This window comes from Nocardioides guangzhouensis (assembly GCF_004519545.1).
Classification (GTDB): Bacteria; Actinomycetota; Actinomycetes; order Propionibacteriales; family Nocardioidaceae; genus Nocardioides; species Nocardioides guangzhouensis.
This window is the reverse complement of sequence record NZ_SDKM01000067.1, coordinates 1-12,637: the sequence shown is the minus strand read 5'-3', so window position 1 is coordinate 12,637 and position 12,637 is coordinate 1. Positions and strand designations below refer to the sequence as shown.

The 12,637-nt window shown below is 68.6% G+C and carries 11 protein-coding genes; 7 read left to right on the top strand and 4 right to left on the bottom strand.

The genetic code is table 11. The features are described from left to right. The coding region (locus EKO23_RS23605; protein ID WP_134720939.1) for an ArsR/SmtB family transcription factor at positions 1-367 on the bottom strand (367 nt) is incomplete at its 3' end. A 218-nt stretch (positions 368-585) separates the two neighbouring features. Between EKO23_RS23605 and EKO23_RS23600 the strand changes: the two genes are divergently transcribed. After that, positions 586-1,077 carry a hypothetical protein gene (locus EKO23_RS23600; protein WP_134720938.1) on the top strand — a complete coding sequence of 164 codons (492 nt, stop codon included), beginning with the start codon at positions 586-588 and terminating at the stop codon, positions 1,075-1,077. A gap of 300 nt (positions 1,078-1,377) precedes the next feature. Here EKO23_RS23600 and EKO23_RS23595 read toward each other — a convergent pair whose 3' ends face one another. Beyond that, entirely contained in the window at positions 1,378-2,106 is a 729-nt protein-coding gene (locus EKO23_RS23595; RefSeq protein WP_134720937.1) for an alpha/beta hydrolase, read from the bottom strand. A gap of 120 nt (positions 2,107-2,226) precedes the next feature. Continuing rightward, complete coding sequence (locus tag EKO23_RS23590; RefSeq protein ID WP_167880627.1) at positions 2,227-2,841, bottom strand: TetR/AcrR family transcriptional regulator; 615 nt, start codon at positions 2,839-2,841, stop codon at positions 2,227-2,229. 101 nt (positions 2,842-2,942) lie between these two features. Here EKO23_RS23590 and EKO23_RS23585 point away from each other — a divergent pair, with 101 nt between their 5' ends. Continuing rightward, the gene (locus EKO23_RS23585; protein WP_167880626.1) at positions 2,943-4,238 is read left to right on the top strand and encodes a YhgE/Pip domain-containing protein; all 1,296 of its coding nucleotides are present in this window, start codon (positions 2,943-2,945) and stop codon (positions 4,236-4,238) included. A gap of 834 nt (positions 4,239-5,072) precedes the next feature. Here EKO23_RS23585 and EKO23_RS23580 read toward each other — a convergent pair. After that, positions 5,073-6,536, bottom strand: coding sequence for an Ig-like domain-containing protein (locus EKO23_RS23580; RefSeq protein WP_134720934.1), 1,464 nt, complete (start codon positions 6,534-6,536; stop codon positions 5,073-5,075). 708 nt (positions 6,537-7,244) lie between these two features. Here EKO23_RS23580 and EKO23_RS23575 point away from each other — a divergent pair. The 5 genes from EKO23_RS23575 (at position 7,245) to EKO23_RS26760 (ending at position 12,621) form a co-directional block, all read left to right on the top strand. Continuing rightward, positions 7,245-8,576: a right-handed parallel beta-helix repeat-containing protein gene (locus EKO23_RS23575; protein WP_134720933.1), complete on the top strand. Its 1,332-nt coding sequence runs from the start codon at positions 7,245-7,247 to the stop codon at positions 8,574-8,576. Positions 8,577-9,674: 1,098 nt separating this feature from the next. Then, positions 9,675-11,279, top strand: coding sequence for a LuxR family transcriptional regulator (locus tag EKO23_RS23570; RefSeq protein ID WP_134720932.1), 1,605 nt, complete (start codon positions 9,675-9,677; stop codon positions 11,277-11,279). Positions 11,280-11,401: 122 nt separating this feature from the next. Beyond that, positions 11,402-11,803, top strand: a complete 402-nt coding sequence (locus tag EKO23_RS23565; protein WP_134720931.1) for an AraC family ligand binding domain-containing protein — start codon at positions 11,402-11,404, stop codon at positions 11,801-11,803. Between the two features lie 5 nt (positions 11,804-11,808). Then, positions 11,809-12,438: a class I SAM-dependent methyltransferase gene (locus tag EKO23_RS23560; protein WP_217702785.1), complete on the top strand. Its 630-nt coding sequence runs from the start codon at positions 11,809-11,811 to the stop codon at positions 12,436-12,438. A 27-nt stretch (positions 12,439-12,465) separates the two neighbouring features. Continuing rightward, positions 12,466-12,621, top strand: a complete 156-nt coding sequence (locus tag EKO23_RS26760; RefSeq protein WP_134720930.1) for an FAD-dependent oxidoreductase — start codon at positions 12,466-12,468, stop codon at positions 12,619-12,621. Positions 12,622-12,637 lie beyond the last annotated feature (16 nt).

The following is a 12,637-nucleotide window of genomic DNA, read 5'->3' as shown; positions in this document are numbered from 1 at the left end:
CGCCGACCTCGCGCACCAGCCGACCGGCCAGTGCGACGAGGTAGCCCGCTGACAGGTGGTCGGCGTTGGCGTCCGGGTCGGCGGCGGACGCGCTGAGGGCCGCCGGCGACACGACGTAGGACGCCGCCGACGCTTGCAGCACCCGCTCGGTGATGCCCCCGTGCCGGCGTTCTCCGGAGAGCTCCACCAGCCCGTGCGCTTCGAGCGCCTTGAGGTGGTAGTTGACCTTCTGGCGCGCGATGCCGACTCGGGCGGCGAGCCCGGCGGCGGAGGCCGGGACGGCCAGCTCGCCGAGCAGCCGGGCCCGGACCGGATCCAGCGCGGCGGCGGCTGCCTGCGCGCTCTCGATGACCGCGACGTCCTGCACATCGCCACCCTCCTCTTGACAATAAATCTTGTCAAGGGTTTGCCCTCGGCATGGCGACGAGGAGGTGCGGGGGTGCGCGCTACGGCTCGGGGCAACGACTCACCCAGCGAGCACCAACGATCGAGACACTCGTCTCGACACCAGTGCTCTAGACGCGGCGGAATGACGCGTTTGCGGATCCCTGAACTGTTGCGCTCCGGGGTGCCTACCCTGCGGTCATGAGCTATGGGCTGCGGGACATCGGTGGCGAGCGGGTCGAGCTGTGTGACGAGTGCGGTTTCGACAGCCGTGAGCCGCGCGATCTCCTCGCCGCCTTCGCCGCGACCTTTGTGGCACTGGAGCAGCTCGGTGGCCATCCGGACGCGGGCCGGAGACCCGAGGCCGAGACCTGGTCGGGCACTGAGTACGTCGAGCACTGCGTGGACGGCGCGGATCAGACCGTGGCCCTCTGCAATCGAGCTGCCGGGCGTCCCGAGTCGGAACCCCCGGTCTCACTCTCCGACGCGGCCGACGGAACAGCTGCGCTGGTGCACCAGCTGACGGACGCCCAGTGGGACGCGCCCACGGACGCCTGGCCGTTTGAGGTGTCGGTGCGGCTCGCCATGATCCACTTGCTGCACGACCTGGAGCACCATGTCTGGGACATCCGCCGCGGCTACGCCAAGCTCGCGCTCGCTGACGGCATCGAGGTCGCCACCAGCAGTCGCTGAAAGCCGGTGCCGCCCGGTGATGACGCGCTCCTGGGCGCCCACGCGCGGCGGAATGGGACAGGTCAATCGTGGCGTCGAAGGCAGAAGCCGCAGTTGTATGGATCTGTCAGTCGCGGCGGGCCCGAGGCAGCGGTCTCCGTGATTGATGAGCGAGCCCTTCCCGGGCGACTGCGGTGGGTCGCCGGGAAGGGTTCGCTGTCAGCAGATGCGCTTCGGGCTCCTGTTCTTGGGTCTGCGTGGGCAACGGTCAGCGGGCGGCGGCTCGGATGACGTTGAGGACCGTGCGCGGCGGCGAGGTGGTCAGCGGGCGAGGGAGTCGAGGGAGCGGCCGATGAAGGCGGCCACGGTCTTGGGCTGGGCCATGAAGGCGACGTGGCTTCCGTCGATCTCCTCGGTCGTGGCGCCCATCCGCTGCGCCATGAAGCGCTGCGCCTCGGGGGCGATGGCGTTGTCTCTACTGGACACGAGGTACCAGGTCGGCGCGTCGGACCAGCCGGCGTAGGTCAGGTTCTCGCCGGCAGCCGCGGCCGCCAGCGGGCGCTGGGACATGGCCAGCACCGACGCGACCTGATCAGGAAGGTCGGCCGCGAACGTCTTGTGGAACTGCGCGGGGTCGATGACCAGCTCCGGTCCGCCGACGGCGCCGACTGCATCGTACGGCGTGGCCCGCACGGTGCTCGCGAGCATCGGGGCCGGGAACGGCTCTTGGACGCTGCCGATGCTCTCGCCGGCGTCCGGTGCGAAGGCAGCGAGGTAGACCAGGCCGACCAGGTTCGTCAGGCCTTCGGCGGCCTGCGTGACGACGGCGCCGCCGTAGGAGTGACCGACCAGCACGACCGGTCCGTCGACGGCAGCGGCGGCCGCGTGGACAGCAGCTGCGTCGTTGGCGATGCCGCGCAGCGGGTTGGCGGGCGCCATGACCCGGTAGCCCTGGGAGCTGAGCTCGTCCACGATTCCGGCGAAGCCGGAGGCGTCGGCGAACGCGCCGTGCACGAGTACGGCGGTGGGGGTGGTTGCGGTGGAGTTCATGGGTCTTCCTCTCGTTGAACTTGACGGTGTCAAGTAGGTAGTGGAACTGAGCATGCTCCTCCTCCTTGACACTGTCAAGTCGAAGTGATGCGAGACACGCACTGCGAGGACGACGCCCGGCTAGCGGGTCGAGGGCGGGGCCTGCGCTCCGGCCGCGACCCCGGCGGCGTACAGGCCGAGGAGCCGGTGGGCGAGGTCGGCTGCGCCGTCTTGGTCCTTCTCGGCGACCCGCGCCAGCGCTTCCTCGCGCACGAGCGCGACCAGCCCGTGGGCGACGGCCCAGCTAAGTATCGCCCACTCCTCGGCGGCGTCGTCGCCGACGACGCCGGCGACGACCGCGCGCAGTGGTGCGAGCGCGTCTCGTTGGGCCGTGGTGAGCGCCGGGTCGTCGGGTACGAGCTCCGACCTTCGGAACATCAGGTCCATGACGGCCGGATTCGTCAGGCCGAAGTCGAGGTAGGCGAGGCCGAGGGCCTTGAACTCGCCCTGCGTGGCATCGCCCTCGCTCCCCGCGTTCCGGAGCGCGACGGCCAGAGAGTGGAAGCCATCCACCGCGACGGCGGTGAGCATCCCGGCCCGGTCGCCGAAGAAGTGGGCCGGCGCAGCATGGGAGACGCCGGCGCGCCTGGCCACGGCACGGAGGCTGACGGACGCGTGGCCCTTCTCGTTCAGCTCGTCGACCGCGGCCTTCAGCAGCGCCTGGCGCGCGGACGGGGCCTGGTGCTCGGTGCTCATGGACATATCTTCGCGGGAAGCACTTGACAGTGTCAACTTCCATCTGCATGCTGGTTCCAGCATCACTTGACAGTGTCAAGTCACCCGAAGGGACACCCGCCATGGACACCATCACCGCACCTCCGGCAGAGCAGACCGTCATCCCCGATCGGCCGGTGCCGCCGGCCCGCCCCCGGCTGAGCAGGCGGCGCGTCTGGCTGCTGCCGGTCATCCTGATCCTCGGCCTCGCCGCCGTCCTTCCCGCCATCTACCTGTCCGCCACGGCAGATCCGCAGGGTCACCTGAAGAACCTCCCGGTCGCGCTCGTCGTCGAGGAGCAGAACCCCTCCGCCACGTCCGGGACGGCGACGACCGCCGCCGACCAGATCTCCGCCCACGTCGGCGAGGCGGTGCAGCTGGTCACCATGGATCGCGGCGAGCTCGCCAAGGCGATGGCTGAGGACCAGGTTGCGGGCGCCGTCGTCATCCCCGCCACGTTCGACGCCGACATCGCTAGCCTGCTGCCGGGTGCGACCACGACCGTGGTTCCGACCGTCACGATCCTCACGAACGCCGGGGACGGCGGCCTCAGCAACGGCCTGGTCATCCGCAACCTGACCCCGGTCCTGCGCGGCGTTGCCCAAGCTCTCGGCGCTCAGCTGGCCGACAGCAGCGCGGCGCCGTTGCCGGCTGCGAACCAGGCCCTGCTGGCCGAGCCCTTCCGCGTCACCTCCGAGCCGTTCAAGCAGCTCCCGGACGACTCCGGCCTCGGCACCAGCGCCTTCTACTACGCCCTGGTCCTGGTGCTCCTCGCCTTCATCGGCGGCAGCCTGGTCGGTCCCCTGGTCGACGGCGCCGTCGGCTTCCTGCCCAGCGAGGTCGGCCCGAAGGTAATCCGCCGGCCCTACATTGCCGTGACCCGCCGGCACTCCTTCCTGTCCAAGACCGGGATCCTCGTGGCCGTCTCACCCCTGGCGGCGCTCGCCGTCCAGCTGGTCGCCGCCGCCGTGGGGATGACCGCACCGGACCCGCTGCTGCTGTGGCTCTTCGCGACGACGACGATCGCCGCCATCGGCACCGCGGTGCTCGCTCTCTTCGCAGCCTTCGGGCCCGGCATCGGATCCCTGGTCAACACCCTGCTGTTTGTGGCGCTGGCCATGGTCTCCTCCGGCGGCGTCGTCCCGACAGAGGCGGTCCCGGCGCCGTTCGCAGCCGTCTCCCACCTCGCGCCGTTCCACCACGTCGTCGAGGGAACCAGGTCCCTGTTCTACTTCGACGGCAACCTCGCAGCCGGCCTCGGCAGCGCCTGGATCAGCATGGTCGCCGTGGGGGCGATCGGGCTGCTGGGCGGGCTGCTCGTGACGACTGCGTACGGACGGATCCCCGCGTTCACCCGCGACCCCAAGGCCGCTGCCTGAGTCCACCATCACCTCCCCGGCCCATGCGAGACCCACCGGAACTCGCGCTCTCCCCGGAGGTTGGTGCGTCATAGTGGGCGAAGTGACTCACCGTCGAGGCGACGGTGCGCGTCGCCAGCCTGGGGTGCGTCACCGCCCGGCTCCGACGAGACGTTGGAAATGCACCCGAGCTTTTGGTCAGTGATCACCGTCGGGCAGTGCCGCAAATATTCCCCACATATTCGGTCGTGAGTGGGCAAATTGGCGCACAGCACGGCTCAGCGGGGGAGCGCTGTCTTTACGTTTCCGCAGGTCAGCGCGGGAATGCGCAACCGGACGCAAGAACCGCTACGCCGGAGCACAACATCAAGGGGTCGCAGGTTCAAATCCTGTCAGCCCGACAAAAAGCAAGGCCCTGACCTGCGGAAACGTGGATCAGGGCCCTGCTCGATTTGAACCATCGGCCGCGAATCCCGACATAATCCCGAAGTACTCGCGGGTTCAAGTCTCGCCGGAGGTCTCGCTGACCAGCGAGAATCGGGCCGCACCGTGGCCGACGGGGGCGGTTGTTCCCGGAGTATTCCCAAAGTATTCGCGCGTGATGGCGCTCGGCGGCGACGCTGGCCGTTGGGTCGCTGCGTCGTCTGGCCGGCTCGGGCGTGATCGCTCGCCTGTTGGGTCGCTGGGTGTTCGGTTACTGGGCCAATGTCCCCGAGGTCAGCCGGGCGCTCGGCCAACGTTGCGACTTGGGTGCGATCGCCCGGTATGCCCGGGGCGGCCAGTTGCTGCGAACGCGGTATGACCCGCGTTGGCAACTGGTGGGGGCCGATGGGTGGATGGGGCGACTTGTAAGCGTTAGCGCAGCCGGGTCCTGAAGGTCACTGTGGTCGAGTCCGCCTGGTTGCCGGCGTCGTCCGCGGCGATGACGCTGAACGTCAGCGAACCGGGCCTGCCGGTCAGGACGCCGGCAGTCTCGAAGAAGTCGCGCTCCAGGGTGATCGTCCAGGACCCGCCGGCGTCGGCCACCACCGCGCGGTACGGGTCGGCGTTGGTGTCGTAGGCGGTGACCGTGCTGCCGGGGTCGGCGGTTCCGGTCAGCGTCACCGGGACGGAGGTCAGGGTCGAGCCCGGCGAGGGGCTGAGGACGACGGGGGAAGACGGGGGCGTCGAGTCGACGGTGAAGCTCACCGACGAGGTCACCGTCGTGCCGCCGGCCGACATGCTCGCGGAGAGGGTGTGCGGGCCGTCGCCGAGGAAGAGGTTCGTGACCCACCGCCCCTGGGAGCATTGGAGGCGGTCGACGAGGTCTCCGTCGACGGTGAGGTCGACGACGAGGTCGCCGACGCACGCGCCCTCGGCGGTGGCGAAGGTCTGCTGGGCGCTGCCCTCGCGTGGCGAGGTGATGGTCAGGCTCGTGTCCAGGAGCGTCACCGTATGGGTGACGCAGTCGCGGGCGATCGGGCTGCCGAGTTCGTCAGACTTCTCCGCGCAGATCTCGTGAGTTCCCCAGTCGACGGGAATCGTCGAGGACCACTGCCCGTCGGTGGCGGTGGTCGCATCGGTGAACACCCCGTCCAGGTAGACGCGCACGAGCGCGTCGACGTTGGAGGTCTCGGTGCCGGAGACGACCACGGTGGTCGAGTCCGCACTCGATCCGTCCTCCGGCGAGGTGATGTCGACGGTGGCCACCGGGATCGGCGCCGAGGTGAACGTGCGGGTCACCGACGCCACCACCGTGCTGCCGTCCACCGCGAGCTGCTCGGCGGTCAGCACGTGTTCGCCCTCCGGCACCTCTGTATAGCGGTGCTCGAAGGAGTACTGGACACAGGGCACGAGCACCGAGGAACCGTCGAGGGTGAGTCGCACGGTCGAACCGTCGTGGCATCCGCCCACAGCGGAGAAGGTGCTCTGGACGCGTGCGCCGTCCTCCGGGAAGAGGCTGAGGTACTGCCCGTCGACCTCGACGGTGTAGGAGATGCACGCGCGTGCCACGGACCTGCCTGCGTCGTAGGCCTCGGCGCAGATCTGCGTCGTACCTGCCGGCAGCGGGTTCACGGTCGTCTGCCACGACCCGCGGACCACCGCGGCATCGTAGGTGTTGACGTCCCCGGGGATGGTGACCGCCACGCTGGTCGCGTTCTTCGCGGCCCCGGCGACGACGAGGTTGATGCCGGACCCGGCCGAACCGTCGGACGGTGCCGCGATCGTGACCGAGCCGCGGACCGGTTTCGCCGCCAGTGCCGGGCCGGCCAGCCCCAGCGGGACGAGGGTCGCGACCAGCAGGGCCACGACCCGACGTGTTGATGCGACACCGAACATGGAAACCCCCGACCCTCGAGGCGAGACGAAGTCACCGCTCGGTCAAGGTAGCGATCGGCGCATCGCGGCAAACCACCCTCAGGGGTGAGTGCACCCGGGGTTCTCACCAAACCGGTGCGTGTGCTTCGGGGCAGCGGGGCTGGCTACGCGTCGCACCGCCAGTCCCCGCAGCCCGGTACGCCGGTGCTGAGCCGGCCTCGCGCCCTCCCGACGAATCGCGGCTGAATTGCCGCGACTGAATTGGCCCCGAGTCTGAAGCGGCCAGAGCCTGCGTGGCTACCTGGAGTCGCAGGCCTTCTATCGGGGCGACGTCGCGAATCAGTCAAGGGACCCAAGATCCGATCGTCGATCTGCACGTAGTCGGGCATTCGGCGGCGCCAGCGCGCTGAATGTCGCTGGTGGTCTGACCCCACGACGATGTGCTCGCACCGCCCAAATGGACCACAGACACGCGGTCGTGCAGTGGCATAGCGTCTTGCCATCTTCTCGGGACAGGAGCACGTGATGGTGACTCTCATTCCAGCGGGTTACCCGTGCTGCAAGCACGATGGTGTCGACCCGTTCGACTTCGCCACCGCGTGGGGCCTCGCCCGGGACGTATTCACGGTCGTGGGTCAATTCCAGCGCGAACTGGGCTGCTGAGCGCCGGGCCTCCCGCTCGCGATGCGCTGCCCTCGGCCCCCGAAGACCACCAGAGGGGAGTCAGTCATGAAAACGCTGAAGAGGATCTCGGCCTCATCTCTTGTGGCCGTCTGCACCATCGCGATGAGTCCCACCGCGCTCGAGGCCACCGAGCCAGCCACCATCGTTGTCGACGACGACCGGCTCCAGTGCCCCGACGCTGACCTCGACACCATCTCCGCAGCCGTCGCCTCAGCGAAGCCCGGCGACACGGTGCAGGTATGCCCGGGGGTCTACCCGGAGGTCGTGCAGATAGACCGCCCGCTGACGCTGGCCGGAACTCCCGGGGTCGAAGCATTCGACTGCTTCGGCACAGCGCCGTCACAAGCTGGTGACCTCGACCCCACGACGTACGCCGTGCTCACCCGGCCCCCGGGCATCGAGGGCAACCTGCTGACCGTGGCGAGTGCTGGGGTCACGGTGACCGGAATGGTCCTTGAGGGGGCGCTAGGGGAGCCGGTGGACTCCATCTATGATGCGGCGCTCCATCTGCTGTCCGGCACCGCGGGCGCGCGCGTGCACCACAACCTGATCCGCCGCAACTCGCTGGGAATCGACCTGGGCAGTGACGGCAGTGCGACCACCCGGGTGGACCACAACTGCTTGCGGGACAACCAGTTCGGGATGGCGAGCCAAAGACAGGATTTCGTCGGCGGAGTCGTTGAGAACAACAACACGTTCCGGAACACGATCCTCGCTTACGAGGTCGGATGGCCGCGCGCATCGACCCGGCAGTCGTTGTTCGCCCACAACGTCTCTCGCCAAGACCGCATCACCTTCACCGTGAGCAACAGCTGGAACGTCTCGATCGCAGACAACGACATCGAGCCGGCATCGACCGGCGTACAGCCGGCCAGTGGGAACACGAACATCAGGATCACTGGCAACCGGATCTTCGGTGGAACCACTGCTGGCGTGGCCTTCTCGGCCACCGCGGGCCCGACATCACAGAAGGCACTCGTCGCTGGCAACGACATCAGCGGATTCGGACGGACGCCCACGGGCGGCATCGGGATCGCCGTCGCCACCAACGCCGCGGGGGTGCCGTCGATCGACGGGGTGAAGGTCATGGACAACGTGCTGAGCCACAACGCCGTCGGTATCTCCGTCCAGCTCAACAACCTGGGGGTTCAGGTGCATGGCAACACCTCCAACGACAACCGCCAGTTCGGAATCCGCGCCCAGTTCCTGTTCGGCACGGCGTCCAGCGCAAGCTTCAAGGACAACGTCATGCTCGGCAACGGGTCGCCAAACCTGGTCCCGTCGGCCGACGCGTTCGACAACAACCGCCCGGCGAACACCTGGGCCGGCAACGTGTGTGAGCGTGACATTCCGATCGGCACGATCTGTCAGAGCTGACATCGTCAGCCGCTGTGGTACGTCGCGGACAGCACCTCCGGCCTCAGGGTTGCTGACAACGTCGGCTCTTGGTAGGAGACGAACCAGTCCACTCCTTGGCCCGTCAGCGAGGTCGCGTCCATCGGAGCCGAAGTGACGCAGTCAGTCGCCGCCGCCCGAGACGTTCGGCAGCGGCGCAGAACCTTGTTGACTTTGGTGGTCGGTTGTTGTGCTGCGCGGCGCGGCCGACGTGCCGCGGTAATTCCCCAACTATTCGGTCAATAGCCCGCTTTCGAGGTCAAGGTCGAGCAACAGGGGAGTCGCCGCGAGAAGGTGTTTGCGCAGGTCAAAGCATGTTTCCGCAATTGAGGACCGAGCTGGCGCTGGCCTTGTCGATGGCCAAGGGGTCGCAGGTTCAAATCCTGTCAGCCCGACAAGAAAACCGCCTCTGAACTGCGGAAACGCAGTTCAGAGGCGGTTCGGATTTGAGCCAATGTGGCCCGAGTCCCTACCTATTCCGCAAGAAGTCGCCGGTTCAAGACTCCGTGGGGTGTGCCTGATCTGCGGGAACGTAACCGGCGCCCGAGTTGCCCTCGGCGCCACTCCGCACAAATTCACCAACTATTGGTCGCTGCTCACGGAACGACCGCATCCCACGTGCACAGGTATGGAGGCAAACGGACCGCTGGAAGCCCGGGTGACGTCCCCGGGAGGTCACTTTCTCGGGCGTCGTCCGACCCCGGCGAACGGGTTACCTCGGCTCGATCGACCCAGAGGTCACGTGGGTCGCTCGGCCCAGTTCACCCGTGTTGCGGCAACCCTCGCCTCGTTATCTCGCCCCCAGGCGGAAGGCGAGGTCAGGGTCTCGCAGCGCGGCAGAACGGTTCACCCCGTCACCCGGCCCGGAGGCCTGAGCGAGATCCCCCTGCTCCACTCGGTTCCCGCACGGCGACCGTGGTTGCCGAGACGGACGTGACGGCACCGGTTCGCTCGCGAGGCCGTCCTCACGGCGGTCACCGGTCACCGACCGACGTGGAGTCCGCCGACGCCTTGGTGCGCGAGCACGAGAGCGGTGAGGCCGACAGGTGGGATACGACGTAACGGCGGTCTAATGGGTGCATGGTCGACGGTCTGGCGCGGGCGCGCGAGTGCTACGCGCGTCGTGCCTGGAGGGACGCCTACGACGGCTTCCTCGGCGAACGCGACGAACTCGGAGCCGACGACCTCGAACGGCTCGCGGCGAGTGCCTACCTCGTGGGCAGCAACCGCGAGAGCGACGAGGCGTGGGCGCGAGCGCACCGTCGTCATCTCGAGGAGGACGACGTCGTTGGTGCGGTCCGCTGCACCTTCTGGCTGGGGTTCCGGCTGGTCAACGCTGCTGAGTGGCCCGAGGCGAACGCCTGGATCGCGCGGACCGAACGCCTCGTTGCCGCTGCATCCGGCGGCGCCCTGGCGCGCGGACGTCTGGACTACCTCACCGGGCTACGCGCTGCCTTCGAAGGCGACCTCGCCGCCGCGGCCGCTGACCTGGAGCGTTCTGCCGCGATCGCGACCCGTCATGCCGACAGCGAGCTGGCCGCGCTGGCCAGGCTTGCCCTCGGTCGCGTGCGGATCTTCCTCGGCGACATCACGGCCGGTATCCGGCTCCTTGACGACGCGATGCTCGACATCGGCTCCGAACCGATCTCGCCGATCGCGGTGGGCGACAGCTACTGCACCGCCATCGACGCGTGCCACGACCTCGTCGACGTACGCCGCGGTCAAGCGTGGACAGACGGCCTGGCGCGGTGGTGCGAGGAGCAACCCGACCTGGTGCCCTTCCTCGGACTGTGTCAAGTCCATCGGGCTGAGTTCCTGCAGCTGAAGGGTGCGTGGGTGGAGGCAATGGCCCAGGCCGGACTCGCGCAGGCGCGCCTGACTCAGCCGTTCCGGCAGCTTGCGTACGGCGCCGCGCTCTACCAGCAGGGGGAGCTGCACCGGTTGCTCGGCGAGTTCGACCGGGCCGAAGCGTGCTACCGCGATGCGAGTGCCGCAGGTCGTGACCCGCAACCCGGGCTTGCCCTGTTGCGCCTGCGTCAGGGGCGGGTGGGCGACGCTGTCCAGGCGATCGACCGCGCGGTCTCGGAGGCCCGGGATCCGGTCAGCCGGTCCCCGCTGTTCGCGGCGTACGTGGAGATCATGCTGTCTGCCGACCGCGTGATCGACGCGGAGAAGGTGGCATCGGAGCTCACGGTTGTCGCGGCGTCGCTCGGATCGCCCTTACTCGGCGCCGTCGCCCGACGTGCGGTCGGCTGGGTCCGGTTGGCCGAAAAGGACACGCGAGGCGCACTGGCCGACCTGCGCCGGGCGAGCGACGGCTTTCGCGACATCGAGGCGCCGTACGAGGTGGCCTGCACCGCCCTGCTGATCGGCACGGCGCGCGCAGCGCTGGGCGATGCCGAGGGGGCAGAGTTCGAGTTCGAAGCCGCGCGAGCGACGTTCGAACGGCTTGGCGCCCGGCCGGATCTGGCGCGGCTGCCCGCCCGGGCGGCGGCTGGCCTCACGGCGCGGGAGGTGCAGGTGCTTCGGCTGGTGGCTCAGGGGGCGACGAACCGAGCCATCGGGAGTGCGCTCGGGCTAAGCGAGCGCACGATCGACCGTCACGTGAGCAACATCTTCACGAAGCTGGGCGTCTCCTCACGGGCCGCGGCCACAGCACTGGCCTATCGGTCCAACCTCATCTGAGGATCGTTGTACCCACGCAGACGTCGCGACGTCGTGGGTGACTTCCCCGATGCCACGATGATGCAGCGCTTCTAACGTCGCCATGTCCCCGACCAGTGGGACCTAGACCCGAGGAGCACACCATGCCGCACGCGTCCCGTGACACCGCCGCCGAGTCGATCTCCCTGTTCGGCATCGACGTCAGGTTGACCAACTTGGACGGCGGGTACACCGTCTGCTTCGAGTCCCATGCCAACGACCTGGATCTGGGTCCGCTCTTCGACGGCCTAGCCGGCGGCGTGTGCCACTTCATCCGGCTCGGCTACGTCATCGAGGGAGCCGTAACGTTTCGCATCGGCGAGCGCACCGAGACCTACTCGGCCGGCGACGCCTACCTCGTACCGCCCGGACACGTCCCGATCCAGCACAAAGGCGCACGCCTCGTGGAGTTCAGCCCGACCGAGGAACTGGGCCAAACCATCGGCGTCGTGATGGCCAACGTCGAGCGTGGGCGGACTCCGCTGCAGCTGTCGTCGAGGAAGTGACAGCGATGAGCGTGTTCTACAAGGCGTCCTACGCCGTGGGCTTCCACCCATGGGAGGACCTCGCCGCCCACCGACCCTTCGCCGAGGCGCTGCTCGCACTGGTCGAACAGGAGGAGGACGGCCGTCCGCCACCCTACGGGCGGGCTCTCGACCTCGGCTGTGGCAGCGGCACCTGGGGCGTGAAGTTGGCGGCGCGGGGCTGGAGCGTGACCGGCGTTGACAACGTGGCCAAGGCGTTGGGGCGGGCCAGGCACCGGATCCACGAGGCCGGGGTCGAGATGCGGCTCGTGCAGGGGGACGTCACCCGGCTTCTGGAGTCCGATGTCGGTCCCGGATACGATCTCGTCCTCGACACCGGTACCTTCCACGGGCTCACCCCTGCGCAGCGACGGGACATGGGTCGCGAGGTCGACGCGATCTCCGCGGCGGACGCCACCGTGGTCCTCGACTGCTTCTCGCCGCGGAAGCGTGGCCCACTGCCGCGCGGGTGCACGCGGGAGGATGTCGAGGAGGCGTTCCCGGGCTGGGAGGTGGTCGCCGTCGTCGACGCGGACACCGATCCGGATCCGATCTCGCGGATCCTCAGGTTCGACGAGGTGTTCTACCGGCTCCGTCGTCGCGTTGACTCGGCGTAGCAGACTCGTTGCTTTCGGAGGTGGCCGATGAACCGGCCGAAGAGCGTCCTGGTGGTCGGCGGTGGCATCGCCGGCCTCGGGACCGCGCGGGCGCTGCGGGAACGGGGGCTCGAGTGCGATGTCATCGAGCGCGCGGCAAGCTGGCATCACGGAGGAGCAGGGGTGTATTTGCGGCTCTTGTGACTCTTCTGTGGGTGGT